This window comes from Corallococcus sp. BB11-1 (assembly GCF_026626625.1).
In the GTDB taxonomy this organism is placed as follows: Bacteria; Myxococcota; Myxococcia; order Myxococcales; family Myxococcaceae; genus Corallococcus; species Corallococcus soli.
On the sequence record NZ_JAPNJY010000039.1, the window covers coordinates 354,631 to 381,573 of the forward strand.

General features: G+C 71.4%; 19 protein-coding genes and 1 pseudogene. 12 read left to right on the forward strand and 8 right to left on the reverse strand.

Going from position 1 to position 26,943, the window contains the following annotated elements; all coding sequences use genetic code 11:
• Positions 1-23 precede the first annotated feature (23 nt).
• The 5 genes from OV207_RS33915 to OV207_RS33935 form a co-directional block, all read right to left on the reverse strand.
• Complete coding sequence (locus OV207_RS33915; RefSeq protein ID WP_267559250.1) at positions 24-2,900, reverse strand: HEAT repeat domain-containing protein; 2,877 nt, start codon at positions 2,898-2,900, stop codon at positions 24-26.
• The gene (locus OV207_RS33920) at positions 2,893-4,107 is read right to left on the reverse strand and encodes a VWA domain-containing protein (RefSeq protein WP_267559251.1); all 1,215 of its coding nucleotides are present in this window, start codon (positions 4,105-4,107) and stop codon (positions 2,893-2,895) included. The genes OV207_RS33915 and OV207_RS33920 overlap by 8 nt, the downstream gene beginning before the upstream one ends.
• Positions 4,104-6,416: a DUF5682 family protein gene (locus OV207_RS33925; RefSeq protein ID WP_267559252.1), complete on the reverse strand. Its 2,313-nt coding sequence runs from the start codon at positions 6,414-6,416 to the stop codon at positions 4,104-4,106. The genes OV207_RS33920 and OV207_RS33925 overlap by 4 nt, the downstream gene beginning before the upstream one ends.
• Positions 6,416-7,501 (reverse strand): ATP-binding protein, encoded by a 1,086-nt coding sequence (locus OV207_RS33930; protein ID WP_120531544.1) that lies wholly within the window; start codon positions 7,499-7,501, stop codon positions 6,416-6,418. The genes OV207_RS33925 and OV207_RS33930 overlap by 1 nt, the downstream gene beginning before the upstream one ends.
• Before the next feature lie 127 nt (positions 7,502-7,628).
• Positions 7,629-8,048: a VOC family protein gene (locus OV207_RS33935; protein ID WP_267559253.1), complete on the reverse strand. Its 420-nt coding sequence runs from the start codon at positions 8,046-8,048 to the stop codon at positions 7,629-7,631.
• A 93-nt stretch (positions 8,049-8,141) separates the two neighbouring features.
• Between OV207_RS33935 and OV207_RS33940 the strand changes: the two genes are divergently transcribed.
• From OV207_RS33940 to OV207_RS33960, 5 genes are all read left to right on the forward strand, one after another.
• On the forward strand, positions 8,142-8,951 hold the full coding sequence (locus tag OV207_RS33940) for a TetR/AcrR family transcriptional regulator (protein ID WP_267559254.1): 810 nt from the start codon (positions 8,142-8,144) through the stop codon (positions 8,949-8,951).
• A gap of 176 nt (positions 8,952-9,127) precedes the next feature.
• Positions 9,128-9,850 carry a hypothetical protein gene (locus tag OV207_RS33945; protein ID WP_267559255.1) on the forward strand — a complete coding sequence of 241 codons (723 nt, stop codon included), beginning with the start codon at positions 9,128-9,130 and terminating at the stop codon, positions 9,848-9,850.
• Positions 9,851-9,996: 146 nt separating this feature from the next.
• Positions 9,997-11,355: a ferritin-like domain-containing protein gene (locus OV207_RS33950; RefSeq protein ID WP_267559256.1), complete on the forward strand. Its 1,359-nt coding sequence runs from the start codon at positions 9,997-9,999 to the stop codon at positions 11,353-11,355.
• Positions 11,356-11,488: 133 nt separating this feature from the next.
• The gene (locus OV207_RS33955; RefSeq protein WP_267559258.1) at positions 11,489-12,748 is read left to right on the forward strand and encodes a C39 family peptidase; all 1,260 of its coding nucleotides are present in this window, start codon (positions 11,489-11,491) and stop codon (positions 12,746-12,748) included.
• Between the two features lie 241 nt (positions 12,749-12,989).
• Positions 12,990-14,429, forward strand: coding sequence for a glutamine synthetase family protein (locus OV207_RS33960; protein WP_267559259.1), 1,440 nt, complete (start codon positions 12,990-12,992; stop codon positions 14,427-14,429).
• A gap of 9 nt (positions 14,430-14,438) precedes the next feature.
• Here the strand turns inward: OV207_RS33960 and OV207_RS33965 are convergent, their stop codons facing one another.
• From OV207_RS33965 to OV207_RS33975, 3 genes are all read right to left on the reverse strand, one after another.
• Positions 14,439-15,287, reverse strand: coding sequence for a DUF1206 domain-containing protein (locus tag OV207_RS33965; RefSeq protein WP_193346645.1), 849 nt, complete (start codon positions 15,285-15,287; stop codon positions 14,439-14,441).
• A 157-nt stretch (positions 15,288-15,444) separates the two neighbouring features.
• Positions 15,445-16,251: an alpha/beta hydrolase family protein gene (locus OV207_RS33970; RefSeq protein ID WP_267559260.1), complete on the reverse strand. Its 807-nt coding sequence runs from the start codon at positions 16,249-16,251 to the stop codon at positions 15,445-15,447.
• Between the two features lie 165 nt (positions 16,252-16,416).
• Positions 16,417-18,753, reverse strand: coding sequence for a hypothetical protein (locus OV207_RS33975; RefSeq protein ID WP_267559261.1), 2,337 nt, complete (start codon positions 18,751-18,753; stop codon positions 16,417-16,419).
• 219 nt (positions 18,754-18,972) lie between these two features.
• On the opposite strand from OV207_RS33975, the pseudogene OV207_RS33980 reads away from it, so the two are divergent.
• The 7 genes and pseudogenes from OV207_RS33980 to OV207_RS34010 all read left to right on the forward strand — a co-directional run.
• Positions 18,973-19,068, forward strand: a pseudogene (locus OV207_RS33980) (PhnA domain-containing protein); the annotation flags it as partial.
• Positions 19,069-19,101: 33 nt separating this feature from the next.
• The gene (locus OV207_RS33985; protein ID WP_267559262.1) at positions 19,102-19,626 is read left to right on the forward strand and encodes a DinB family protein; all 525 of its coding nucleotides are present in this window, start codon (positions 19,102-19,104) and stop codon (positions 19,624-19,626) included.
• Positions 19,627-19,682: 56 nt separating this feature from the next.
• A complete protein-coding gene (locus tag OV207_RS33990) occupies positions 19,683-20,135 on the forward strand; it encodes a hypothetical protein (RefSeq protein WP_267559263.1) in 453 nt (150 codons plus the stop codon).
• Between the two features lie 33 nt (positions 20,136-20,168).
• Positions 20,169-24,338, forward strand: coding sequence for an MG2 domain-containing protein (locus tag OV207_RS33995; protein WP_267559264.1), 4,170 nt, complete (start codon positions 20,169-20,171; stop codon positions 24,336-24,338).
• A 196-nt stretch (positions 24,339-24,534) separates the two neighbouring features.
• A complete protein-coding gene (locus tag OV207_RS34000) occupies positions 24,535-25,449 on the forward strand; it encodes a serine protease (protein ID WP_267559265.1) in 915 nt (304 codons plus the stop codon).
• 25 nt (positions 25,450-25,474) lie between these two features.
• Positions 25,475-26,086, forward strand: coding sequence for a TetR/AcrR family transcriptional regulator (locus tag OV207_RS34005; protein WP_267559266.1), 612 nt, complete (start codon positions 25,475-25,477; stop codon positions 26,084-26,086).
• Positions 26,083-26,940 carry an alpha/beta fold hydrolase gene (locus OV207_RS34010; RefSeq protein ID WP_267559267.1) on the forward strand — a complete coding sequence of 286 codons (858 nt, stop codon included), beginning with the start codon at positions 26,083-26,085 and terminating at the stop codon, positions 26,938-26,940. Before OV207_RS34005 ends, OV207_RS34010 begins: the two co-directional genes overlap by 4 nt.
• The last annotated feature ends 3 nt before the right edge of the window (positions 26,941-26,943 follow it).

Consider the following 26,943-nt stretch of genomic DNA (forward strand, 5'->3'; position numbering starts at 1 on the left):
CATGGCGGCGGCGGGCCCGGGCTTCACCCCAGCACCTTCTTCGCCAGCCGGGACAGCGCCTTGTCCCCGGACACGGCCGGGAGCGTGAGCAGGTGCGCGGCCACCTGCTTGCCGGCCGCCGGGTTCTGCGCCGCCAGCTTCAGGTACACGCTCGCCCGGTCCACGAAGTCCGGGCGCCCGCTGGAGGCCTCCACGCGCGCGAGCAGCTCCTGCGTCAGGGGCACGGCGGGGAACGACTCGAAGAGGCCGCGCAGGGCCTGCCGCTCCAGCACCTCCGGACGCGCTTCCGCCAGGGCCAGGGCGGGCTGAAGCAGGGCCAGTCCCAACGTGCGCATGGACTCCGCGACGACGCCGGGCTTCCACCCGTCCGCGAACGCCGCCAGCAGGGCCTCCGCGCCCCGCACGTCCCCAAGCATGCCCAGCGCGTACACGGCCGTCTTCGCCTCCTCGTCGTTCAGGCTCCGCGCCTGCACCATGTTGACGAACCGGTCGATGACCTCCGTGTCGCCCATCCGCGCCAGCGCCTGCGCCGCCTCCCGCCGCACCTCGCGCGACGGGTCGCTGTACAGCACCTGACGCAGCACGGGCATGGCCACCGCGCCGTGGTCCGCCAGCGTGTTCACCGCCGCCGCGCGCGCCTCCTTCGTCGGCTCGGACAGCGCCGCCTGCGCCAGCGGCTGCACCTTCGCGCGGCGCACGCGCATCAGCTCCGCGACCGTCGCCTCGCCTCCTTCCCGGGCGCGCACGTCCTCCAGGGTCTCCCGGGCGAAGAGGCGCAGGCCCGCGTCGTGGCCCGCGCGGGTCATCGCGTCCAGTTCGCGCCGCGCCTGCGGCCCGCCCATCGCGCCCAGGGTGCGCAGGGCCGTGCGTCTCACCATGCGGCTGTGGTGCTCCGCCAGCGCGCCCTTCACGGCCTCCAGCGCCGCCTCGCCCCGCGTCGCCACCACCCGCGCCACGAAGGCGCTCGCCGCCCCGTCGCTCCACGTCGGATAGCAGTCGCGCAGCAGCGCGTCCACGCCCAGGCTGGCGTAGTACCGCGCCGCGTGCGCCGCCGCCTCGTAGCGCGTCAGCTCGCCGCGCGCCCGGCGCACCATCGCCTCTCCGGGCGACAGCGCGACCTCCGGCCGCTGGACGTGGATGCTCGGGTGCGTGGGCACGGACTCCAGCGCGGAGACCTCCACCTGCACCGCGCCGGACAGCCGCACCAGCGCGATGCCCAGCACCTGGTAGACCTTGATGAAGTCGTCCAGCCGCTCGCCCGGGTCCGGCCGCTGCGCCAGCGCCTCCAGCAGCGCCCCCGGCTTCTCCAGCCCCAGCTCGCGCAGCCGCGCCACCAGCGGCTCCACCGTCCGCGCCCCCACCGCCGCGAGCCCGCTGGCGAAGGCGTCCGCCAGTTCGTCCCGCACCTCCGCCAGCGCGATGGCCGCCCGCGAGGCCCCCGCCGCCCGGGCCGCGTCCGCCCACCCGCTGCGGGGCAGCGCGCTCGGCGTCGCGGGGGGACGCACCCGCCCCCGCCGCCGGGACACCACGGGCACGTCCTCCGCCCGCCCCAGCGCGCGCAGCTCCAGGCCTTCGGGCGTCTCCACCACCACTGCGGAAGGGAACAGCGTGGGCAGCGCCGCCTCCAGGCCCACGTCGCCCATCACCGCCAGCAGCTTCGAGCCCTCCAGCGCCGCGGCCAGCGGCTCCTCCAGCGACGCATCCGCGGGCAGGAAGAGCGCCCGGCCCGCGCCGTCCACGAACTGCGAGCGGGACCCGCTGGCCAGCAGCGTCCCCACGCGCACCACCACCGGCAGCAGGTCCGGCGCGAACACGTCCTTGCGGTGCTCCTGGAAGGCCGCCATCGCCGCGCTCACGTCCGGCAGCGCCACCTCCAGCAGCCGCTCCAACGGCTCGCGGTCCACCGGAGCGCCGCCCGTCCACTCCTCCAGGTCCAGCCGGTGCGGCGCGAAGCCCGGGTACTGCCCTCCCGTCGCACCCTGGAGCACGTAGCCCGCGTGGCTCTTCTTGGGCGGCACCGTCTTGAGCATCGCGGGGAGGATCTGCTTCTCGCTGTAGTGCCCACCCGACACCAGGTCCACGAAGCGGCTCTCGCGGATGAGGAACCGGTCCGGCGTGACGCGCGAGGAGAACGCGTACTCCACCAGCGTCAGCCCCGTCACCGGCGCGCGGTCCTTCTTGGTCCACGTCCTGCCAATCAGCTCCTCGACGTGGCGGGGCTCCAGCGCTTCGCCGCCCAGGTGCTTCTCCACCTTGCGCGCCGTGAGCAGCATGTCCGCCACCAGGTCCGTGAACACCGGCGCTTCGAACGTGCCCGTGCGCGCCACGGCCGCGTCCAGCAGGCCCGCCAGCTCCACCGCCCGCGCCGACAGCCGCCGCAGGCCGTTGGCCCGGAGCGCCTCGCCCAGCGCGCGCACCTGCTCGGGACGCTCGGCCCCCAGCGACGCCACGCCCGACAGGCCCAGCTCCCGCACCAGCGTGGACACCTGGGCCACGCCCGCCTTCATCAGCTCGCCGGTCTCCGCCTTGCCCTTCTTCACGCTCTTCTTCGCGCCGGTGCCACCCGGCGCCACCGGCGCCGACTCCGCCGTCACGAAGGCGTCCGGCGCGCGCGCCCACGCCACCAGCAGGGCCGCCGCGTGCTTGCAGAACGGGCGCGAGCGCGCCGCCATGCACGAGCAGCGCCCCTTCACGTCCGAGCGCGCCTCGCCGAACACCAGCGAGACCTTGTACGGCGTCGCCCCGGAGCCCGCCGCGTCCGCGAACAGGCGGTTCTCGTAGCGGGACAGGTTCGCGAGCAGCTTGCGGTCGAACATCTCCGCGCCCTTTTGCAGCTCCGCCTTGTCGCTGATGATCTCCAGCAGCGCTCCCATCCCGATGACGGGCCGCACGTCAGCCATGACGGTCCTCCTTGTTCGTGGACGCGATGAGCGGCGCCAGGTCCTGGTTGCGCATCACCCGCTCCACCACGTCCACCAGCTTGCGGGGCGTGCACCCGAAGCACGGAATCCCCAGCGCGGTGAGCTGCTCCGCCATCGCATGGTCATACGAGGGCCGGCCGCTGTCCGACAGCGCCAGCAGGCACAGCACCCGGGCGCGCGAGTCCACCAGCTGTCGCAGCCGCGCCACCAGCTCCTCCGCGTTGCCGCCCTCGTACAGGTCGGTGATGAGGATGAAGAGCGTCTTCTCCGGCCGGCGCACGTAGTGCTCCTGCGCGTAGGCCACCGCCCGGTTGATGTCCGTGCCGCCGCCCAGCTGCGCGGAGAAGAGCACCTCCACCGGGTCCGCCAGCACCGGCGTCATGTCCGCGATCTCCGTGTCGAACAGGACCAGACTCGTGCGCAGCACGTCCAGCGACGCGAAGATGGCCGCCATCACGGAGCTGTACACCACGCTCTCCGCCATGGAGCCGGACTGGTCCACCACCAGCGTCACGTCCCACTCGTGGTGACGGCGCTGGTTGGGCCAGAAGTAGAAGCGCTCCGGGATGAGCCGCTTCTTCTCCGCGTCCCAGCCCTTCAGGTTGGAGCGGATGGTCCGCCGCCAGTCGATGTTGCGCGCGATGGGGATGGGGCTCGTCCTGTCCCTGCGCAGCGCCCCCAGCACCGCCGTGCGCAGCGGGGACTCCAGCTTCTTGCGCAGGTCCTCCACCACCTCGCGGATGATGCCGCGCGCCAGGTCCTTCGCCTGGTCGGGGATGAGCCCGCGCGCGCTCACCAGCGTCGTCACCAGCTCCACGTTCTTGTCCAGGAACGGCAGCGTCTCCGGCTCGAAGAGCAGCTGCGTGAGTCCCTTGCGCTCGATGGCGTCCTTCTGCACCAGCGCGATGACGTCGTCCTTGAAGAAGTCGCGCAGCGAACCCAGCCACCTGGGCAGGTAGGGTTTGGAGCCGCCCCGCCCCGCGGACTTCTCGCCGTAGACGAAGGAGAGCGTGTCATCCAGCTCCTCCAGGTCCCCGCCCTCCAGGCCCAGCGCGGTCGCCCCGGCGCCCAGCCCGCCCAGCGACGGACAGGCCCCCGTCTTCTCCGCCTCCGGGCCCAGCGCCAGCCGCCAGCGCAAGAGCGCGTCGCGGTCCTTCGGTTCCAGGTCCTTGGGGTCCACGCTCATAGCAGGTCGTCCAGGTCATCGAGCGCCTTGCCCAGCTCCGCGCTCATGTCCTTCAACGTCTCCTTGTCCTTCTCCTCCAGCACCGACTTCACCGCGCGCCCCTTGTCCTTCAACTGCCGCGCCCCCATCACGTTCTCCATCAGGTAGCGCCGCTCCGTGGCCCCCAGCGTGCCCAGCGCCCGCCGGAGCACCGGGAGCGTCTGCACGAAGCGCTCCGGCTCCACGCCGCAGAGGAAGTCGTCCAGCGCCTTCACCACGTCGCGGCTCTTCACCAGCACCAGCGCGTTCACCTGGAGGAAGCCCTCCAGGTACGCCGCCGCGTCCGCGGGCTCCACCGCCAGCGACAGCCGGCGCCCCACCTCCAGCGCCACGTCGGACTCCGGCAGCTCGCGCGCCAGGTACAGGAGCCCCGTCGCGAGCCCCGACGTCGCGGGGTGGACGGCGTGGCTCTCCATCAGCCCTCGCGCCTCCACGTACCAGCCCGCCTTGTCCGCGCGCGGCTGGGACAGCGCCACCTCGTGCAGCGTGCGCAGCGCCTCCAGCACCCTGGGCACCGCTTCGGCGTCACACACGCTGGCCTCGCGCACGCGCAAGAGCGCCCGGCCGAAGGTCTTCTCCCCCAGCGACGCCACCGCCTCGTCCCCCACCTCCGAGTGCGCTCGCGAGGTGCCGTAGGCCATGAGCCCCGACAGCGCCCGCGCCGCCGACGCCAGCGAGGGCAGGTCCGCGTCCGTGGCCGCGTGCGCGTCACAGGAGCGGAGCGCGGAGGCCACCGTCTGGGGACAGCCGGTGATGACGGACTCCAGCAGCACGTCCGCCGCTTCGGCCGTCGTCCTGGCCAGGTTCAGCCGCTCCTGGAGCACGCGCGTCGTCACGCCCTCCAGCGAGTCGCCCAGGACGATCTTCTCCACCAGCGCCACGTCCGTGGACGGCGTCCACTGCGCCTGCCAGGACTCGCGCACCCGCGTCAGCGCCGCGTAGCCGCCCGCCTCCGTCGCCGCCTGCCTGCGCGTGCCGGTGCCCGCGCCCGACAGCGTCGCGTAGGGAATCCCCGCCACGCGCAGCCGGTGGAGGAACACGGAGGAGCCCACCTCCACCTCGTTGTTGAGCCGCAGCGCGAAGCTCTCCGGGCTGTCCGTGCGGGGCAGCCGGCGGTCGCCCACCTCGCGCCAGAACTCCGCCTGCAACGAGTTCTGCCCGATGCGGCTGGCCACCTGCCCCACCTGATGGCCGATGACGCTCTTCCACAGGAAGCCGTCCACGTGCGTCGCGTCGCCCCGGCACAGCGTGGCCACCGTCGCCTCGCGCAGCTCGTCCAGGCCGGGCGCGCTCTTCTCGCGCAGGTCCGACAGCATCACCGCCAGCCGGTACGCCTCCAGCACGTCCGACAGCGACGCGGAGAAGCCGCGCATCCGCAGGTGGCTGGCGAAGTCCAGCAGCACCTCCAGCGTGGCCCGCCGGAAGTCGCAGTGGGCCTCATGGGCCTTCTGGTAGAAGTGCGGCGCCCGGTTGCCCGCGCCGTAGCCCAGCTGCTCCGCGAGCCGGGGGAAGCTGAACGGAATCACCGTCACCGCGCAGGGCACGCCCGCCGGCAGCTTCGCCTCCAGCGCGGGCTCCACGTCGTTGGCCACGAAGGCCGCGATGTGCGCCGCGCCCGCCACCACCGCCACCTTCTCAGGGGCCACGCCGCTGGCCACCACCTCCAGCACCTTGCGCGCCATGAAGGCGTCACGCTGGCGGTGGTAGCCCTGCCGCGGGCCCGCGTTGATGACGTCCGCCCAGGCCAGCAGCACCGGCCGGAACTGCTCCGGGCTCCAGTCCGGCGCCTCGAAGGCCGCCTCCCAGAACTCCTCGAAGGAGCGGTAGCCCTGGGAGCGCGCGAAGGCGTCCGTGAGGGGCACCGTGTCATCCGGAGCGGGCGTACCTCCCTCTGTCGCTTCGGCCTCCAGTCCCAGGCCGGGCGCGTCGCGGTCCACCGCGAGGCTGACGCCCACCGGGATGTCGATGAACTCCACGCGCGCGCCGTTCGCCCGCGCCCACCTCAGCGCCTGGTACTCCGGCGAGTAGGCGGCGAAGGGCCACAGCGACGATGCCGGCGTGCCATCCGTGCGGTAGCCCAGGATGGCCACGGGCGGCCGGGTCTGCGCGTCGCACAGCACGTCCACCATGCCGGTCGCGTCGCAGGGGCCCTCCACGAGGACGACCTGGGGCTTCACCCGCTCCAGCCAGCGCTGGAGCACGGCGGTGGTGCGCGGCGAGTGGTGACGCACCGGGAAGTGCTGCACCCGGGAGAGCAGGGCGAAGTCCATCAGCCCCTCAGCAGCTTCTTGCTCGCGGTGTACAGGTCCTTCCACGGACCCGGGCGGCCCTTGGCCACCGTCTCCATGTACTCGCGCAGCGCCTTCACGTCGTCCTCCTGCTCCTTCACCACCGCGCCCACCAGCGAGGCCGCCAGCTCCTGCGACGTCACCGTCCCGGAGCCGAACTGCTGCGCGAGGATGGCGCTGTTGAACAGCACGCTGATGGCCTCCGCCGTGGACAGCACCGCCCCCGGCGTGCGCACCTTCGTCTTGCCGTCCTTCGTCACGCCCTTGCGCAGCTCCTGGAAGAGCGTCAGCAGCACCCGCGACAGCTCCTCCGGCGGGGGCACGCCCACCTGGTAGTCGGTGCGCAGCTCCGCCTCTCGCTTGGTGACGATCTGGATCTCCTGCTCCAGGTCCTCCACCACCGGCACCGTGACGAAGTTGAAGCGGCGCTTGAGCGCGGCGCTCATCTCGTTGACGCCCCGGTCGCGCGTGTTCGCCGTGGCGATGAGGTTGAAGCCCCGCTGCGCGCTGGTGATCTCCCCCAGCTCCGGCACCGACACCTGCTTCTCCGACAGGATGGAGATGAGCGAGTCCTGGATCTCCGGCGACGTGCGCGTCACCTCCTCGAAGCGGGCGAACTTGCCCGTGCGCATCGCCCGGAGGATGGGCGACGGCACCAGCGCCTCCGGTGACGGTCCCTGCGCGAGCAGCAGCGCGTAGTTCCACGAGTACTTGATGTGGTCCTCGCTGGTGCCCGCCGTGCCCTGCACGACGAGCCCGGAGGTGCCGCTGACGGCCGCGGAGAGGTGCTCCGACAGCCAGCTCTTCGCGGTGCCCGGCTCGCCCACCAGCATCAGCGCCCGGTCCGACGCCAGCGTGGCGATGCACACCTGCACGATGCCCCGGTCACCCACGTACTTGGGCGTGATGGTCACGCCCCCCACGGGCTTGGGACTGCCCAGGATGTAGGTCTCCACCGCGCGGGGCGACAGCGCCCAACCCGGTGGGCGGGGCTTGTCGTCATGCGCCGCGAGGGCGTCCAGCTCGTTCTTGTACTTCGCTTCGGCAGGCAGGCGGATGTCCGGCATGCACTGCACGCTATCCACTCAGTCTGACATCCGGCAAACGCCCTGCCTGCCCTCCAGGTCGTTCTTCCGCGCCGGTCTTCCAGGTCGGAATCAGCGTCCCGCGCGAGGCCGGGTCCAGCCCCCACCGTCATGCGGCGCTTCCGCCGTGTCCGGCCGCCGCGTCCGGCGCGTGCATCCATTGCACCAACTGGATGATGACACCGTTCGCGTCCGCGACCTGGAAGTAGCGCTCGCCCCAGGGCTCCGTCTCGATGGGCGTCAGCACCTTCACGCCCTCCTCCTGGATGCGCGCGTACTCCGCGTCGATGTCGTCGACCACGAAGGCCACGATGAGCCCCTCCGCCCGGCGCGTCTTCAGCGATTCGGGCTTGAGCGACTTCAGGCCGGTGCGCAGGTAGCAGACGTTGAAGCCCACGTCCGGCCGCGCGAGCGACACGAAGCCGTCCGCGGACATCGCCTCCTTGAAGCCGAAGTGTTGCCTCAGGAAGGACGCGGAAGCCTCCACGTCATCGACGTTCAGGGATACGGCGGAAGCAGTGACTCGCATGGTCATCCTCCAGCGGGGTTTGACGGACTCCTCAATCTACGTACGATGTACACAGTTGCACGTCAAGGTCCTGGCGTTGGAAGAATCCGCCGCATGGCATCGCATCGCAGCAGCGCGGGAGACCCCACACGGACGCTGGAGCTGTTGTGGCGGGAGGCCGCGCCTCCGAAGGGACAGCGTGGGCCGAAGCCGGGCCTCACCGTGGACACCGTCGTCGCCACGGCGGTGGAGCTGGCGGACGCGGAGGGGCTGGACGCGGTGACGATGCGGGCGCTGGCCGGGAAGCTCGGCATCGCGCCCATGGGGCTCTACACCTATGTCCCCGGCCGGGCGGAGCTCATCGACCTGATGCTAGACGGCCTCTATGCGGGCATGGCCCGGCGCAAGCCGAAGACGCGGGACTGGCGGGCCCGCCTGGAGGCGGTGGCCCATGACAACCGCGCCCTGTTCACCACGCACGCGTGGCTCGCGGACGTGTCCACCACGCGCCCGCCGCTGGGCCCGGGGCAGTTGGCCAAGTACGAGTACGAGCTCCAGGCCTTCGACGACACGGCCCTCGGCGACGTGGAGCGGGATGCCGCGCTGACGTTCGTGCTGGGCTTCGTCGAGTCCTGTGCCCGGGCCGCGTCGGACATGCGCGCCGCGCGACTTGAATCCCAGATGAGCGACGCGACGTGGTGGCAGGCGAACGCGCCCCTGCTCGCGCGCATGTCCGACCCCGAGCGCTATCCCACCGCCGCCCGCGTGGGCACCGCCGCGGGCCAGGCCCATGGCGCCGCCTACGACCCCGAGCACGCCTTCCGGTTCGGACTCGAGCGCGTCCTGGATGGACTGGCCGTGCTCATCGAACAGGCCCCGGCCCCGAAGCGCCCGCGGTCCGTCGCCAGGAAGACGGCCCGGTAGCGTTTGGCCAAGAGGCCTCGGGGAGCGGGGGCACCCGGCCAGCCCCTCAGGATTCTGTCGCCCCGTCTGGATTTTCCGAGCATGTGGCGCCGCACCGGCAAGGGCTCCTCCTCGTGGCGGAGTGCTGGCATCGCTGTTGCTGTAGCGCCCGGCACCTCTTTCCAGAAAGGCCGTCCATGAACACCCTCCGACTGCGTCACCTCTTCTCACGGACCCTGCGCACCTCCTCGCTCGCCCCCCTGCTGGTGCTCGCGGGCTGCGGATCCTCCGCGGACCTGGAAGGCTACTCGCGAATCTCCTGCGACAACGGGGTCCCCGCGCTCAGCGACCTGGCGATTTCGCCTTCACCGGACTTCGTCGAGCTGCGCATCACCAACGGCCCCTCCGAAATCACGAGTGGTCGTACCCGCACCAGCTCCGGCCAGCCCTGCGCGACGGCCACCGACGTCCCCGCCTGCCAGACCGCCCTGGCGAACGCGACGAGCACCGAGAGCTTCGTCGACACCTGCCAGGGCGTCTGCCCCACTGTCGTGACCCATGCCTTCCTGGTCACCACCCGCGGCGATGAGGTGAAGACGCACCCGACGCCGGAGGCCCTCAAGTCCCTGCTGGGCACTGTCGACACCGAACAGGAGGCCGTGCTGCTCGCCTACGCCTCGGGCAACGCCGTGAGCTGCGAGACGCTCGAACAGGGCGCGGTGAAGAAGAACGCGAACGGCACCTTCAATGTCGTCACCTACGAGGGCGACGCCTGCGCGGACTCGGGGTTGGAGCAGGTCGTGCTGGAGGTGTCCGCCGCCGGGGAGCTCCGCGAGGTCGAGCGCCATGTCCTGGAGAAGGGCGGCGACGCCTGCAAGAGCAGCCGGAGCTCCGTGGGCCCCCAGACCGCGGCCCTCTGAGAGAGCACGGGCGCGCTGGGACACTCCTTCGCGGAGGCCGCGCACCTGGAGGCGGCCTCCGTGTCCCAAGAAGCCCGCCCCCGGTGTCGAAGCCGGGGCAGTCCCATCCTCGTCATCCCAAGGGCCTCCTGGCCAGGAAGTCACCCATGCACGCACTCCGACTGCGCCACCTCTTCTCACGGGCCCTGCGGGCCTCGCTCGCCACGCCCCTGGTGTTGGCGGGCTGTGGCTCCACCCCTGACGACGGGGTTGACGGTGGGACCGACGGCCGCGCCGACCTGACGGGCTATTCGCAAATCGCCTGCAGCGGGAATGGCCTTGCCCTTGACGCCCTGACGATCTCCCCGGCGCCAGACTTCGTTCAGCTTCGCTACCTCTACACGTACTTCGGCTCGGATGAGCGCGACTCCGGCCCCGTGTCCTCCCAGGGCCAGCCCTGCGCGACGGCCACCGATGCCGCCGCCTGTCAGGGCGCCCTGGAGAATGCGGTTCCCAGCGCGGGCTTCCATCACACCTGCACGGAGCTCTGCGCCGACTTCTTCCTGGTCACGACGCGCGGTGACGAGGTGAAGACCTACGCGACGCCAGAGTCCCTCAAGTCCCTGCTGGGCACCGTCGACACCGCACAGGAGGCCGTGCTCCTGGCCTTCGCCGCTGGCAACACGATGAGCTGCTCCCAGTTGGAGCGGGGCGCGGTGAAGCAGGATCCGAACGGCGGCTTCAACGTCATCGGAACCCAGGGATATGCCTGCGGGAAGAACACGGCGCTGACGCAACACGTGGTGCGGGTGTCCACCTCCGGCGAAGTCCGCGAAGTGGAGCGCCATGTCCTGGAGAAGGGCAGCGACGCCTGCGCCATCGGCCGGCGCCCCGTGGGCCTCCAGGACGCGGCGGCCTGCGAGAGCACGGATGCACTGGGACACTACTTCGCGGAGGCCGCGCACCTGGAAGCCGCCTCCGTCCACGCCTTCCTGCGCCTGCGCGAGGAGCTGGCCCTGCACGGCGCCGACGCGGGGCTCCAGGACGCGGCCCGCCGCAGCGCCATGGATGAAGTCCTGCACACCGACGTGACGGGGCGCATCGCGCGCCGCTTCGGCGCCACGCCCCAGCGTCCCGTCGTCGCTCCGCTGCCCCTACGCCCGCTCCTCGACGTGGCCCTGGACAACGCCGTGGAGGGCTGCGTGCGTGAGACATACGGCGCGCTGGTGGCCCACCACCAGGCCCTGCACGCGCAGGACGCCGAGGTGCGCGAGGCCATGGTCCGCATCGCCGAGGACGAGACGCGCCACGCGGGCCTCTCCTGGGACATCGACCAGTGGGCCCGGCCGCGCCTCTCGCCCCAGGAGCGGGACGCGCTGCGCGAGGCCCAGCGACAGGCGGTGGCGACGTTGCGCGCGGAGGTCCTGGTGGCACTGGACCCGGGCCTCGTCACCGCCGCAGGCCTGCCTGCGCCCGAGGTCGCCCTCGGCCTCCTCGACACGCTGGAGCAGGAACTCTGGGCCTGAGCCTTCAACCCGTGGCCTTCGCGCAAGCGATGACGCAAGCCGACGGCGCACGTCGCATGCCCACTCGTACGCCACAGGACCTTCCTGGTTTCCACCTTGTGAGCGCACATGCGCGTTTGAGAGAATCGCGCGGGTGAACGCCCGCGCTCGCGTCTTCTCCGCTGTCCTGTTGGCCTCGTTCGTCTGGGCCTGTGCCTCCTCGCCCTCGTCACCGTCGCCGGATGCACCCACGACCGAAGCAGGCTCTCCCGCCCGGCTGTGGCAGCGCGGCGCGGCCACGGGAGACCTGGCGCGCTTCACCCGCGACGGCACCCGCGTCGCCGCGGACGGCGCGCTGGAGCTGGACACCACCGCGAAGCAGGGCAGCGACCCGTTCCCCGCGGGCGGCTGGTTGGACGGCGGCAGCTTCTACAACGGCGGCACGTTCCGCTTCGGCACCGCCACCTCCGAAGTCCAGACCGTCCCGGGCGGCTTCGACAGCGTGGTGCCGTCCTTCGACGCGCAGACGCCTCCGGGCACCTGGGTGAAGCTCACCGTCGCCGCGCGCATCGAGGGCACCTGGACGAAGGACTACGAGTTGGGCGTCTGGGCCTTCGACGTGGCCACCGTCGCGCGCCACAGCGTGGACGGCCAGGGTGACGCGGACGGCAACGTGTCCACCGACACGCTCAACCTGAAGCGCCGCGCGGACGCCCTGCGCGTCACCGTGTTCCTCTTCTCCGAACGCCCGGACGCAAGCCCCCGCGTCCGCTCGCTCGCCGCCGCCGTCATCGACACGCGCCGCAAGCCCGAGGACGCCACCGGGGACCGCGCCGCGTGGGGCACCGTGCTGGACGTGCCGGGCTATTCGCAGATGATCTACCCCGACGGCGGCGAGGTCTGGTGCTCCCCCACGTCCACCACGATGCTGCTCGGCTACTGGAGCCGGAAGCTGGGCCGCGCGGACCTGGAGCACCCCGTGCCCACCGCCGCCGCCCACACCTATGACTGGGTCTACAAGGGCACCGGCAACTGGAGCTTCAACACCGCCTATGCCGCCAGCATGGCCAACGGGGCGCTGCACGGGCTGGTCGCCCGCTTCGACTCCTTCGCCCCCGTGGAGCGCCTCATCGCCGCCGGCATCCCCGTGAGCATCAGCATCGCGTACGAGCCCGGGGAGCTCACCGGCGGGGCCTCCCGCCGCACCGACGGCCACCTCATCGTCGTGAAGGGCTTCACCGCCGACGGCGACGTCGTCGTCAACGACCCTGCTTTCGGCTCCAACGAAACCACCGGGACGACGTACCGGCGCGCCGAGCTGTGGCGCGCCTGGCAGCACTCCCGGGGGGCCGCGTACGTGCTCTGGCCCGCCGGCACCGCCCTGCCTCCCCAGGGGATGGAGCCCCTGCCGTAGGCCCCGTCCAGAGGAGGACACGCGGGCGACGCATCGCGGCGTGCACTGTCCACTGGCCGGGCCGTCAGGCCTCCCATCCCTTGACGAAGGGGCTTTCGTGACAGCCCGGCCACGAACTTTAAGCTTCAGTCCAAGGAAATTAGGCTTGATTTCGCGAAGCTGAATATAAATATCTGCGCGCGAGATTTTGCCGTCCCCATTCTCCGGAAACCCGGGCGGGGACGAGCCTGGAGGCACGGACATGGAGCAGAAGCCGCTGCGGGACTTCCTTGAGATTCCCTACGACGAGCTGGAGGAGCTCAACCTCCGGGTGAAGGAACAGCGCGTCCAGCGCGTGTCGCCGGAGAAGATGCGCGACGAGCGCATCAAGTACCTGACCGACGAGAAGCGCATCAAGGCCATCACCGTGTGCTTCACCGACCTGGAAGGTCGGCTGCACATGCTGGACTACGACAAGAAGTTCCTGCTCAAGAGCGCGGACAACCTCACCTTCGACGGCTCCTCCATCCGCGGCTTCTCCGCGCAGGCGGAGAGCGACCTGCGCCTGAACATCGACTGGGGCGCGTTCTACTGGCTGCCCTCGGACATCTTCGGGCCGGGCAAGGTGCTGGCGTTCAGCGAGGTGCTGGAGCGCGACGGCACGCCGTACCACTCCGACATGCGCGGCCAGCTCAAGCGCGCCACGGAGGCGCTGTACCAGAAGGACGGCATCGTGTTCCACGCGGCGCCGGAGATCGAAGGCTTCCTCTTCAAGAACCGTGACGCCGAGCGCCACTACCACGAGGAAGGCAAGTTCGAGTTCATCTCCATCGGCGGCTACTACCACGCGCTGCCGGGCGACGCGCTCCGCACCTTCATCGACAAGGCCGCTGAAGCGCAGCGCGCCATGGGCTTCCAGAACGAGAAGGACCACCCGGAGGTCGCGCCCAGCCAGTTCGAGATGAACTTCTCGTACAGCGAGGCCATCATCGCCGCGGATCAGATCCAGCTCTACAAGCTCCTGTGCCGCCAGGTGGCCGCGCAGCTGGGCCTCACCGCCAGCTTCCTGCCCAAGCCCGTCACCGGCGTGAACGGCAACGGCATGCACATCAACATGTCGCTGTCGAAGAACAACAGGAACCTGTTCCACGACAAGGCGGGCCAGGACGGCCTGTCGCAGATGGGGTGGGACTTCATCGACCGCATCCTCACCAACGCCAACGACATCTGCCTCGTCCTCAACTCCAGCGTGAACTCCTACCGCCGGTTGGATCCGCACTACGAGGCGCCCAACCAGATCAAGGCCTCCGCGAACAACCGCGGCGCCATGGTGCGCATCCCGTTCGGCAACGAGCGCAGCGCGCGCGTCGAGTGCCGTTCGGTGGCGCCGGACGCCAACCCGTACATGGTGCTCTACACGCTCATGAAGACGGGCCTGGAGGGGCCGCAGCCGCAGGAGGACGCGGAGACCAAGCGCAGCCGCACGCGCTTCCTGCCGGACAACATCTACGACGCCGTCCGCTTCTTCAAGGGCAGCCAGTTCATCGCCCAGACGCTGGGCGAGTCGGTGCAGGGCAAGTACGCGGAGCTGAAGGTCGGCTCCGCGGACCGCTGCCCCAAGCAGCTGGGCACCCGCGTGAAGGAAGCGGAGATCCAGTTCCACCACGAAGTGACGAACCAGTACCTCTGGAACCTCTTCTAGGGGCTGCTCCTAGAGCTCCCTGAAGCGGGCCTGGAGGAACAGGTAGGCGGCGTAGGCCACCAGGCCCGCCGCCACGACCCCCAGGAGCACGTCGCCCGCGGGTTGGCGGGCGACGACGCTGAGGGCCTCCGCGAGGCCCTTGGCCTCTCCCGGGTTCGCGTCCACGGCGGAGCGGACCAGGAAGATGCCCATGACGCAGAACACGACGCCGCGCGCGGCGATGCCGAAGCGCGACACCCGCTCCACCCAGTGACGCTGGCGCGCCGCCAGCCCGGTGAGCGTGAGCTTCTCCAGGAACTTCCCCTTCCACGCCTTGTGGAACTGCTTCACCGCGAAGCCCAGGATGCCCAGGCCCACCAGCGCCACCAGGACGCGGCCGAAGGGCTGCTCCATGAGCGTCGCCGTCCAGCCCTGGGTCCCCTTGCCCCGGCCCTGGGAGGCGCCCACCACGGTCTTCAGCGCGAAGAGGGCCAGCGACGCGTAGATGGCGCCGCTCAGGAAGTACATGGCGCGCGTGGCGAGGCCCTTGGCGTCGGAGCCCTTGTCCTCCGTGTCCGCGAAGGCCTGGGCGAAGCGCCAGACGACGAAGCCCAGCAGGCCCACCACCAGCACCGACAGCAGCACGATGCCGAAGGGCCCCTGCGCCACGGTGCTCACCGCGCCATGGCTGTCCGTGGCGCGGCCGCCCTCCCCCGCCGCCAGCTTCAGCGCCAGCACGCCAATGATGGCGTAGACGGCGCCCTTCGCCGCGTAGCCCATCCGTCCCAGCTTCTTCGCCCAGGGGTGGCTCGCGGCGTCCTTCGCCCCGCGCGACAGCCGCTCCATCCCCGGCCCACGCATCACGTCCATCGTCGCCATCCGAACGCTCCTCCCGTCCCACGGTCGGGACCGAGGACAGGGTGCGCATCCGATGGCCCGCCCGGACGAAAGCCCCTTACCCCCCGTCCGGACTCCTGACGAGGAGCACGGCCCCCGCCTGCCCGGCTGCTGTCGGGCGATCCGCCAGGATCCGCGCTCAGCGCAGGTTCCGCACGGCCTGCACCACGCGGGGCCACTCCTTGGAGCGCGGGTCGATGAGCTCGAAGTGGCCCGCGCCCTTCAGCGGCACCAGGTGCACCGGCTCCTTCAACTGGACGCCCCGGGCGTGGAAGCCCTCGCTGAGTTCGAGCGGCACGGTGTCATCCTCCGTGCCGTGCAGCAGCACCTGCGGCAGCTTCAGCGGCTGGAGCGCCGCGGGGGAGGCGACGGCGTAGCGCTCGGGCACCTGCTCCGGGGTGCCGCCCATGAAGGTCTTCACGATGCCCTTGCCCAGGTCCAGCGTCGCGCCGCGCGCCAGGTCCACCACCCCCGCCAGGGACACCACGCCCTTCAGCTTGAGCGGGGCGTCGCGGTGGAGCGGCTGCCGGGCGGTGAGGCGGTGGCGCGCGGCCAGCCACATCGCCAGGTGACCGCCAGCCGAGTGCCCCATCGCCACCACGCGCGTCAGGTCCAGGCCCAGCGAGGGCGCGGCGTCCACCAGATGATCCGCCGCGGAGGCGACGTCCTCCAGCGTGCCGGGGAAGCCGCCACCGTCATGGCCCACGCGGCGGTACTCCACGCTCCACGTCGCGAAGCCGCGCTTCGTCAGGTCCGCGCACAGGTGGCCCGCGTGCTCCAGGCCGTACTCCGCGCGCCAGAAGCCACCGTGAACGAAGAGCACCACCGGGTGGGGGCCCTTGCCCTTGGGCTTGCGCAGCTCGGTGAACTGCTGCGGTGCCTCGCCGTAGGCGATGCGCGCGTCGGGCGGCGGCTGGGGCGTTTCCAGGACCCACATGGAGCTCATGCGCCCATCTTGGGAACGGGCGGCCCGCCGCCGCAAGCCGGGCGGAGCGCATCCCCTGCGCGCCTTGCGACCTGGCTGTGTTCCTGGACACCAACAGCCCGCCCGTACTGGCGATGGAATTCTTCAAAGGCCGCGGTGACGCGCACGTCCCAGCGCGTCCTGCCATCACCCCACCTGCGCGGAGGCGACGAAGAACCCGATGTTCACATCCGACGGGTCGACGGTGAGGCCGTGCTCGGCGGCGAGGTCCGGTCCAAAGGCATACTGGAGCGCGCCGAGGATCTGTTCCTGGGCATTCCGCACCATCTCAGGGGACGCGCCCCCGGTGCTCGGGTCGAAGTGGTAGTCGGGACCGAGCTGCTGCTGGATCCGGTCGAGCGCCTCGGGCGGCGCGCCGCGCAACGCATCCACGAGGTCCAGGGCGTCTTGTCCCTCGAGTCCGTAGAGCGCCGCCACGCGCCACGCGGTGTCCGTGACCTGCACCGCGAACCCGTCGTTGTCGTCGAAGAGGGCCTCGCGCTTGCGCAGCTCCTCCAGGAACTGCTCGCGGGTGAGCCCCATGTTGCCGAGCTGGGCGGCGGCCTCCGGGTCCAGCGTGAGCAGCTCGCGCGTGTCCGCTGGGATTCCCGCCTGCTCGAGCAGCTTCGCGCGGTCCTCGGCGAGCTTCTGGGCCTCCTCGTTGCCGTGGATGAGGCCGCTGATGAACCCGCCGAGCGCGTGGACCACCCCGCCAACGATGCCCAGCACGCCGCCGGCCACCGTGCCCAGGCCAGGGACGAACTCCAGCACGTCGCCCGCCAGACTGATGCCCGTGCCGATGAGGGAGACGATCTCCCCCGCGTCCGTGCCGTTGTCGCGCAGGTTGGCGATGTCCTGGGTGAGCTGCGCGCTGTCCAGCGCCAACCCGATGGCGGGCAGGAAGCGGCCTCCCACGCGGGCCACGTCCCCCGCGAGGTCCGCGGTGCGGCTGAACAGCCCCACCAGCCCGGAGGCCACCAGGACGCCGCCGCGCGCCGCGCCCAGGAAGCCCTGGAGGGCCTGGGGGTAGTCGCCCTCCGCGAACGCCTGCGCACCCGCGTAGATGCCGAAGCCCACCGCGGCGACCGCCAGCGAGCGCTGGAAGGGGTTCTGCTGGTCCCACGCGCCGATGATCGTCTGCGCCCGCGACAGGTCCCAGGAGGCGCCGTCGCGGAAGCGGGACAGCGCGCCCAGCGCCAGCTTGAAGTTGTCCACCTCCCGCTTGATGTCCTTGAAGGCGCTCTTCGCGTCGGACAGGGGCGCGGTGAGCGCGTCCAGCTCTTCGGCCGCGCGGGTGGCGCCCTCCGGGCCCATGGCTTCGTATCTGGCGAAGATGCCCGCCTGGGCCCGGGGCAGCGCCTGCGCCAGCACCTCGTTCTGCAGGCGCTCCTCCAGGTTGCCATCCGTGTGCTCGTCGATCGTCGCGGCGAGCGCGGCGTTCGTGCCCACGCGGCCCACGAAGTCCACCGCCGCTTCGGCGTGCGCGTCGGTGTTGGCCAGCAGGGTGTACGACTCCAGCAGCACCTTCGCGGAGTCGGAGTCACCGGCCGCGGCGAGCGCCTCCAGCGCGGGGCCCGTCTCCTCCAGCGTGGTGGCCAGCGTGTTCGCGAGGCCGGTGGCGCGGTCGCGCAGCTCCGCGCGCGAGGGGTCCGCCCAGAAGGCGTCGGTATAGGCCTGGCGTTGCTCGCTGGTGAGTCCCGGCCCGAAGGCCCCCAGGTCCGCGGCGAGGCGCTGCTCCTGCACGGCCAGCTCCCCCTGCGCCGTGGTCAGGTCCTCCCGGATCTTCCCCACCGCGTCCGTGGTCGTGTCGAGCACCGCGTTGCCCGCCTCCACGAACCCCCGTTGGATCAGGTCCTGCGCGAGCGCGCCCCCCAGTCGCGCGCCCCGGCCCTGTTCGGCCAGGTCCCCGAGGACGTCATCGAACTGGTTGAGGTTGTCCGAATCCCCGTGGGCCGCGAAGGCCTGGCCCAGGGACGCGGCGAGCCGGGCGACCCCCGCGTCCCCGGCCAGGTCCGCCACGGCGGCGAGGCTGGTGACGCCCGTCTGGGTCTGGCGCCGGACGCCGTCCCCGGAGTCGTCCTCGTTGTTCCGGGCGCGCAAGGCCAGGTCGCGAGCCAGGGTGTCCACCTCCGGGGCCAGCGCCGTCAGCAGCGCGTCCACCTGGGCGGGATCGCCCAGCGCGCGGGCCTCGTTCTCCAGCGCGAGCGCACCGGCGCCGGTGCCGCCTTCCGCGAGCGCCGTGCGCACCCGCTGCGCGGCGGCCTCCACCGGCGCCGACGTCTGCGCGGTGGGGGCGGCGGTCTGCACGGCCGGGGGCGCCAGGGTGCTGACCGGGCCGGACGTCCGCGCGGAGGCAGGGGCGGCGAGCGCCTTGAAGGCGTTGACCTGGAGGCCCTGGGGAACGCGGAAGGTGCCTCCCCGCAAGGCGGTCGGAAGGGAGGACCGCGCGCCTTCGCCCAACAGCTTCACGCCCGGGGAGGACACCGGGGCATCGAACCCCGACCGGCCGGGATTGCCGCGAGGCGGCGAAATCACGGGCGCAGGCGCGGGGCGCGCCGGGACGGGGGCGGAGACGGAGGCCCGGGGGGCGGTGAACCGATGGAGAAGTCCGTCGCTCTTCATGTCGCGCGCCCCGGGCATTCAACGGGGGCGAAATGCCCACCGTGATGCCCGGTACGCAGCGGTGTGCGGCGCGGTTACATCAATATCCGCCTCGTCGACGGCGACCACGACATCGACTGCAAGATCGACGGCATTGGCGCGATGGGGCTCAAGTCGGAGTTCGTGAAGGAGGCATAGTCCCGCGTTGAACCTGCCCCCGGGGGTGCTCCCATGTCCGACGAAGCCCGTGGCTACCTGCTCCGACAGTTTGAAACAGCGTGGGCCCTCACCGGGTATCACCTCGAGGGACTGACGACCGAGGAGTGCCTGTGGCGCCCGGCCCGCAGAGGCCTGCACGTGCAGTCGCTTCCGGACGGAACGTGGCGCGCCGACTGGCCAGAGCACGAAGGCTACGACCTCGGTCCCTCCAGCATCGCGTGGCTGACGTGGCACCTCGGCTTCTGGTGGTCCATGGTGCTCGACCACTCCTTTGGAGGAGGGACCCTCTCCCGACAGAGCGTGCTGTGGCCCGGCGATGCCGGCGGCGTCCGCGCGTGGATTGGCCAGCTCAAGGGCCAGTGGCAGGAGGTCCTCGAAAGACTCACGGACGAAGACCTGCGCTCGCCGCAACGAACACGCTGGCCCTTCCAGGACCGTCCGTTCGGTGACGTCGTCGCCTGGGCCAATGTCGAGCTGACCAAGAGCGCCGCCGAGCTTGGCTACGCACGCTTTCTCTACGCCGTCAGCGCCCGCTGATTCGGTCGGGGCAGGTTGACTTGATGGCGCGCGAAATGAATGGGCTGACGCTTCACATGCGAGCGTTCCGGGAGTGCGCCCGCCATGTGTGGAACACGTACTTCCAGCCGCTCGACGACGGCTGGCACGAGTTCATCAACGTGGAGCAGGCGCTCTTCTCAGCCCTGGTGTTGGAGCAGATCCACCTCCCGGAGGGGCAATGGCGCAAGGACCCCACCGGCTACTACCCGGCCATCAAGGTCATGTTCGAGGTTCCGCCGCGAGGCCTGCCGGTCCTCCGCGCGGAGCACGTTCCCGAGATGAACGTGCATCAGTGGGAGGAGACGAGGCTCACGACCCTGGAGATCGACCTCCGCTTCGTGGAGTTCTTCGACTTCGCGAACCTCGATGGCCCCAGGGACTTCCGCTACGTGAAGGTGCGCGTGCTGGGAGCAGCCACGCCCGGGTTGGTCGGAAAGGACCTGCTCATCGAGGCCCTGGACGTGACCTTCGAACAGCCCAAGGCCTAGAACTTCCGGCCCGCCCGCCCGTTGAAGGCCGTCATGACCTTCCACGTCCCGCGTGCCCTGCACGTGCTCCTGACCCTGGGATTCACCGCCCCCCTCGTGCTGCTGGCGCCCAGCGTCCTCGCGGCCCGGGCCACCACCCGCTCCCTGGGCGGGGCGGACCGGTACCTGACCCACGTCACCACCGACAAGCCGCTCTACCGCCCCGGGGAGCAGGTGCTGGCGCGGGGGCTGATGCTGGAGGCCCTGAGCCGCAAGCCGTATGCGGGCTCGCTCCAGGCGCAGTTGGAGGTGCGGGGACCCCGGGGAGACGTCGTCACCACCACCACGGTGTCCACGGCGGACGCGGTCTGGGGATACGCCTGGCCCATTCCGGCCGGGCAGGCCGGCGGCGAGTACACCCTGCGCGTCACCTATCCGTGGACGGGCGCGGCCCCCGCGGAGCGGAAGTTCGACGTGCGCGCCTACCGGGCCCCCCGGCTCAAGTCCCAGATTGAGTTCCTCCGGGACGGCTACGGGCCGGGTGACACCGTCACCGCCACGCTGGACGTGAAGCGCGCGGAGGGCGGCGTGCCCGAGGGAGCGAAGGTGACGGCCACCGCGCTCGTCGACGGCGCCACCGCGGCTCGGGTGCCATGCACGGTGGACGGCAAGGGGCGCTGCACGGTGCGCTTCCCGCTGCCGGCGGCGATGGAGCGCGGTGAGGGCACGCTGGCCTTCACCATCGAGGACGGCGGCGTGGTGGAGTCCGCGGCGAAGACGATTCCCATCCTCCTCCAGACGCTGGACCTGGCCGTGTACCCGGAGGGAGGCGACCTGGTGGCGGGACTCGCCTCGCGCATCTACTTCGAGGCGCGCACGCCCGCGCGCAAGCCGGCGGACCTGGTGGGCCGCGTGGTGGAGGTGGGCTCCGGCAAGGTGGTGGCCCGCGTGCGCTCGGAGCACGAGGGCCGTGGCCGCTTCGAGCTGACCCCGCAGGAGGGGGTGCGGTACGCGCTGCGCATCGACGCGCCTTCGGGCATCCAGAAGACCTTCCCGCTGCCGGAGGTGAAGCCGAGGGGCGCCGTCATCCGCGTGCGCGAGGACGTGGTGCCCGCCGGCAAGCTGGTGCAGCTCGCCGTGGGCCTGTCCGGCGTGGGCCGCGCGACGGTGACGCTGAGCCAGCGCGAGGTGCGCGTCGCCTCGGCGGTGCTCGGGGACTCCAAGGGCGGGCCGGTGACGCTGGATCCGGGCGAGGCGGACGGCGTGCTCGTCGCCACCGTGTGGGACCACGACGGGCGACCCGTCGCGGAGCGGCTGGTGTTCCGCCAGCCCTCCAAGGAGGTGAAGGTGGAGCTGAAGGCGGACCGCGAGCGCTACGTCCCCGGCGGCCCGGTGCAGCTCACGGCCCGGACCACGCGCGATGGCAAGCCCGTCTCCGCGCTGGTGATGCTCACCGTCACGGATGACGCGGTGCTGGAGCTCCAGGAGAAGCGCGACCAGGCGCCGCAGCTGCCGGTCATGGTGCTGCTGGAGCCCGAGGTGAAGGAGCTGGCCGACTCCCAGCTCTACCTGGACGCGAAGCATCCGAAGTCGAAGCTGGCGGTGGACCTGCTGCTGGGGACGCAGGGCTGGCGGCGCTTCGCGCTGACCGACACGCAGGGCTTCCTCGCCCGGCATGGTGAGGCGGCGATGCGCGTGCTCGCGGTGCGCTGGCCACGCGAGCCCGTCCAGAGGCCCCGGCCGTCCACCCGCGCGGGCGGACGAGGCAACGCCATGAAGGATGGGCTCGCGCAGCCTGGGCTGGCGCGGGAAGAGCTGCTCGCGGACGACGCGGTCGCCGGCAAGGGGGCCGTGGGAGGTGCGCTCCCCAACCTTGCCAAGGCCGCCGCTCCGGCTCCGGCCCCCATGGCCCTGGCGCCCCCGGCTCCGGAGCCCATGGGCCCGGCGGCCGCGGCCCCGGTGGTCGTGGCCGAGGAGCGCTTGCAGGAGGTGGAGGAAGAAGCGCCGATGATGGACAAGGCCCGGCGCGCGAAGCGGGAGATGAACTTCGTTGACCGGCGTGTCCTCAGGGGACAGGCGGTCTACTTCCGCGAGTTCGCGCACACGGCGCGGCCGAACCGCAAGGCGGGGGACCGGGTCGACTTCGCGGAGACGCTCTACTGGAACGCCGGGGTGCGCACGGATGCCCGCACCGGCGAGGCGCGGGTGTCCTTCGCGATGAGCGACTCGGTCACGACGTTCAAGGCGTTCGCGGGGGCGGTGGGCGCGGACGGCGCGCTCGGCTCGGCGGTGGCGGAGCTGGAGTCGGTGCAGCCGTTCTACGCGGAGCCCAAGCTGCCCCTGGAGGTGACGTCGGGAGACGTGGTGCGGCTGCCGGTGGCGCTGGTGAACGGGACGGAGGCGCGGCTTTCGGGCGCGGGGGTGAAGGTGGAGCTGAAGGGGGACGTGAAGGTGACGGGCAGCGGCACGCAGGACCTGGCCTCGCAGGCGCGGGCCCGGCAGCTGTTCTCGCTGGAGATTGGCCAGGAGGCGAAGCCGGTGGACGTGAAGCTCACGGCGAGCGCCGGCGAGTACACGGACGTCGTCACCCGCACGCTGTCCATCAAGCCCCGGGGCTTCCCGGGCCGCGTGTCCTTCGGCGGGCTGCTGTCCGCGAAGGGGCCGGCGGCGCACCGGGTGGTGCTCCCCCAGAGCGTGGTGCCCGGCAGCGTGCGGACGTCCATCGCCGTGTACCCGGGCCCGCTGGCCAACATGACCGAGTCGCTGGCCCGCCTCATCCAGGAGCCCTCCGGTTGCTTCGAGCAGACCAGCTCCACGACGTACCCCATGACGATGGCGCAGCAGTACTTCCAGACGCACACCGGCGTGAACCCGGAGCTGGTGGCGAGCGCGAAGGAGAAGCTGGAGCGGGGCTACCAGCGGCTGGTGGGCTACGAGACGTCCGAGAAGGGCTACGAGTGGTTCGGACAGAACCCGGGCCATGAGGCGCTGACCGCGTTCGGCCTGCTGCACTTCACGGACATGCGCCAGGTGCGCGAGGTGGACACCGCGATGATGGAGCGCACGCGGGAGTGGCTCCTCCAGCAGCGGGACGGAGAGGGCGGCTTCAACCGCAAGCGCCGCGCGCTGCACGTATGGGTGGAGGACGCGGACACGTCGAACGCATACATCCTCTGGACGCTGCTGGAGAGCGCGGGCCAGCCGGCCTCCCAGGCGAAGGCGCTGTCGCGCGAGGTGGCCACGCTGAAGGCCGCGGCGGCGAAGAGCCCCAACAGCTACGTGGTGGCGCTGGCGGCCAACGCGCTGGCGCTCGCCGGTGACACCGCCGAGTCCCGGACGCTGATGGGCCGGCTCGCTTCCCTCCAGGGGAAGGACGGCGTGGTGGGCGGCGCGACGCAGTCCATCGTGGGCAGCTCGGGGGAGACGCTGGCCATCGAGACCACCGCGCTGGCGGCGCTCGCGTGGATGCGCGAGCCCTCCCACGCGGGGAACGTGGAGCGCGCGATGAAGTTCCTCGCGGAGTCCAGTGACGGTGGCCGCTACGGGGCGACGCAGAGCACGGTGCTCGCGCTGCGCGCCATCATCGCCTACGACAAGGCGCGCTCGTCGAAGCTCACCCCGGGCCTCGTGCGCGTCTACGTGGAGGGCCGCCCGGTGGGCGAGCCGGTGCGCTTCGACGGCGCCTCCCAGGAGGCCCTCAAGCTGCCCGACGTGAGCGCGCTGCTGGGTGCGGGCGAGCGCCGCGTGGAGCTGCGGATGGAGGGCGGCGCGGAGCTGCCGTACTCGGTGGAGGTCACCTACAGCGCGCTCGTGCCGGACAGCTCCAAGGACACGCAGGTGGCGCTGGAGGTGGCGCTGGCGAAGACGGACCTCACCGAGGGCGAGCCCACCGAGGCGCGGGTGGTGATGACCAACCGCACGGGCCAGCGGCTGCCCACGGCGGTGGCCATCTTCGGCGTGCCGGGCGGGCTGGAGGTGCGGCACGACCAGCTCAAGGAGCTGGTGAAGCGGCAGGTGGTGGATGCCTACGAAGTGCTCGGGCGCGACGTCGTCCTGTACTGGCGCGGCATGGAGCCCCACAAGCGCATCGACGTGCCGCTGTCCCTGGTGGCCGCGGTGCCCGGCACGTACACGGGCCCGGCCAGCCGCGCGTACCTGTACTACGCGGACGAGCACAAGACGTGGAGTCAGGGCGTGAAGGTCTCCATCGCCCCGAAGCCGTAGCCACGCCCGACGCAGGGGGGCCGTGAACCGGACCGGCGGCCCCTGACACGTCCCGGGAGCCGCCTGACGTGTCTTGACGTGTCAGCCCGCCCGCCGCTCCACGGAGCGGCGCACGGCGCCCCCCCGGATGCGCCTCCTGCGCACGTGGCGCATGGCTTGCTAACGACAGCCTCTCCCGTTGGAACAGGAGAGGTCCATGCGCGTGGGACGTGGCGTTGTCGTCGCGGTGAGTCTGCTGGGCTGTGGTGGTGGTGCGGAGCTGGAGAGCGTCGGTGCCCTGGACAGCGTCGGCCAGGAGATCGTGGGGGGCGTCGAGGCGCGCCCGGGCAGCCACCCCTGGATTGTCAGCCTTCAGAGCCATGGCAGCCACTTCTGTGGTGGCTCCATCATCAGGACGGGCCCCGGCAATGAGAGCCATCTCGTCCTCACGGCGGCCCATTGTATCGCGGACCCCTCTTCCGGCCTCACGGTGGTCGCAGGAGCGCATGACCTGACGCGGCCCATGGCCGGTCAGGTCCGCGTCCCCGTCAAGCGCACGGTCCCACATCCGGCCTACGACCCTGACACGACGATGAACGACGTCGCCGTCCTCGTGCTCGAAAGGCCCATCCAGTTCAACCCCTCCATCGCCGGGGGGTGCGGACAATCCCCCAACATGCGCCCCAACCTGGCCCCCCAGCTCACGCCTGGCGCCACGCCAGTCCCTGTCTGCCTCCCGACCCCGGGGGAGCAGGTTCCAGACAACGTGATGACAACGGTCGCGGGGTGGGGCCTGACCAGGGAGGGGGGCTACGAGGCGTCCAGCATCTTGAGGCAGGTGGGGGTCCCCACCGTGGGCTCCCGGCAGTTGGCGAGCATGTACGCCCCTCACGGAATCCGCATCGACTCGCAGGCGATGCTCGGGGCCGGGTACGCGCAAGGAGGGAAGGACGCGTGTCAGGCTGACAGTGGAGGGCCCCTGGTCGTGAAGGGGGCCCAGGGCTACACGCTCCAGGGAATCACGAGCTTTGGCATCGGCTGCGCGAGGCCGGGCCTGCCGGGTGTCTACGCCCGGGTCTCCAGCTACATCCCGTGGATCCAGCAGCAGATTCAGCTCAACGCTTTACATTGAACGAACGTTCACTCAACATCCGCTCATGCCTCGTACGGCGGATGCGAACTCAGCCCTCCGGGAGAAGACGCGGGAGCGCGTGCTCCAGGCCGCGGTCCGGCTCTTCTCCCGGCACGGCTTCGACGGGACCAGCGTGCGCGCCCTCGCCCAAGAGGCGGGCATCGCCGTGGGGCAGCTCTACGCGCACTTCGAATCGAAGGAGGCGGTGCTCGTCACGCTGATGCAGTCGTCACTGGGCGACGTGTCGCGCACGCTGGATGACGCCGACCAGGAGCCCACCGCCCGGGGCTTCGTCACCGTGATGCTCGAATCCGCCGTGACGCTCGTCGACGCGCACCGGGACTTCTGGCGGCTGGGCTACGGGCTGAGGCACCAGCCGGAGGTGCTCGCCCGGCTGGGGCTCTCCCTGGGGCATTTGATGGAGCAGACCCACCAGCGGCTGGAGCAGGCGCTCCGGCGGCGCGGCGTGCGGGAGCCTCGCACGGAGGCGCTGCTCCTGTTCGCCACCGTGGATGGCATCGCACAGCAGTACGTGCAGCACGAGGGCGACTACCCCATCGCCTCGGTGATTCGCGCGGCGGCGAGCCGGTGGCCGGCCACCCCACCTTCACGCAAGAGAAAGACAGGCACACCATGACGCGGCTGCGGGTTCCTGGCGGTGAGATGGCCTGGTGGGAAGAGGGCACGGGCACGCCCGTGGTGCTCGTGCATGGAACGCCGTCGTCCTCCCAGGAGTGGCGCGCGGTGGCCCGGCGGCTCACGCCGTCGTACCGCGTCCTGGCGCCGGAGCACCTCGGCTTCGGGCAGAGCGACCGGCCCGGGGACTGGCGCATGTACACCCTGCCCTGGCACGTGGAGAACCTGCGGTCCTGGCTGGAGCAGCTGCGGCTCGGCCGCTTCCACCTCGTGGTGCACGACTTCGGCGGCCCCATCGCGCTGCCGCTCGCCCTCGCGGCCCCGGAGCAGGTGCTCAGCCTCACGGTGATTCAAAGCTGGCTCTGGGACCTGAAGGCCCCGAACATCGACAACGCGCTGATGCGGTGGCTGTACCTCTCCGGGAACTTCTCCGCGCGGATGATGGTGAAGCTGTCCTGGGGACGCCGGGTGAAGCTGACGCGGGAGCTTCACCGCTCCTTCCTGTCCCAGTTCCCCGACAGGGCCTCGCGGATGGGCACCTGGGGCTTCGCGCGCTCCGCGGTGCACGAGGGGCCGTGGCTGGACGCCCAGGGCCAGTCCCTGGGCCGGCTCGCGGACCTCCCGACCCTGCTCGTCTGGGGCAAGGCCGACGCGCTGGTCAAACCCCAGCACCTGCTCCGGTGGAAGCAGGAGCTTCCGCGAGCGAAGGTGCTCGAGTTCGACGACGTGGGCCACTTCCCGCAACTGGAGGCGCCGGAGGAGCTGGGCACCGCGCTGCTGGAACACCTGGCGTCCGTCGCCAGCAAGGGGCAGCCCGGCAAGGCCAGCTCACCGGAGTCCACCCTGCCCGGGTGAACA

Coding starts and splice junctions, on each gene's coding strand:
- OV207_RS33915 (WP_267559250.1), bottom strand. CDS start 2,900: ATGGCTGACGTGCGGCCCGTCATCGGGATGGGAGCGCTGCTGGAGATC.
- OV207_RS33920 (WP_267559251.1), bottom strand. CDS start 4,107: ATGAGCGTGGACCCCAAGGACCTGGAACCGAAGGACCGCGACGCGCTC.
- OV207_RS33925 (WP_267559252.1), bottom strand. CDS start 6,416: ATGGACTTCGCCCTGCTCTCCCGGGTGCAGCACTTCCCGGTGCGTCAC.
- OV207_RS33930 (WP_120531544.1), bottom strand. CDS start 7,501: ATGCCGGACATCCGCCTGCCTGCCGAAGCGAAGTACAAGAACGAGCTG.
- OV207_RS33935 (WP_267559253.1), bottom strand. CDS start 8,048: ATGCGAGTCACTGCTTCCGCCGTATCCCTGAACGTCGATGACGTGGAG.
- OV207_RS33940 (WP_267559254.1), top strand. CDS start 8,142: ATGGCATCGCATCGCAGCAGCGCGGGAGACCCCACACGGACGCTGGAG.
- OV207_RS33945 (WP_267559255.1), top strand. CDS start 9,128: ATGAACACCCTCCGACTGCGTCACCTCTTCTCACGGACCCTGCGCACC.
- OV207_RS33950 (WP_267559256.1), top strand. CDS start 9,997: ATGCACGCACTCCGACTGCGCCACCTCTTCTCACGGGCCCTGCGGGCC.
- OV207_RS33960 (WP_267559259.1), top strand. CDS start 12,990: ATGGAGCAGAAGCCGCTGCGGGACTTCCTTGAGATTCCCTACGACGAG.
- OV207_RS33965 (WP_193346645.1), bottom strand. CDS start 15,287: ATGGCGACGATGGACGTGATGCGTGGGCCGGGGATGGAGCGGCTGTCG.
- OV207_RS33970 (WP_267559260.1), bottom strand. CDS start 16,251: ATGAGCTCCATGTGGGTCCTGGAAACGCCCCAGCCGCCGCCCGACGCG.
- OV207_RS33985 (WP_267559262.1), top strand. CDS start 19,102: ATGTCCGACGAAGCCCGTGGCTACCTGCTCCGACAGTTTGAAACAGCG.
- OV207_RS33990 (WP_267559263.1), top strand. CDS start 19,683: ATGCGAGCGTTCCGGGAGTGCGCCCGCCATGTGTGGAACACGTACTTC.
- OV207_RS33995 (WP_267559264.1), top strand. CDS start 20,169: ATGACCTTCCACGTCCCGCGTGCCCTGCACGTGCTCCTGACCCTGGGA.
- OV207_RS34000 (WP_267559265.1), top strand. CDS start 24,535: ATGCGCGTGGGACGTGGCGTTGTCGTCGCGGTGAGTCTGCTGGGCTGT.
- OV207_RS34005 (WP_267559266.1), top strand. CDS start 25,475: ATGCCTCGTACGGCGGATGCGAACTCAGCCCTCCGGGAGAAGACGCGG.
- OV207_RS34010 (WP_267559267.1), top strand. CDS start 26,083: ATGACGCGGCTGCGGGTTCCTGGCGGTGAGATGGCCTGGTGGGAAGAG.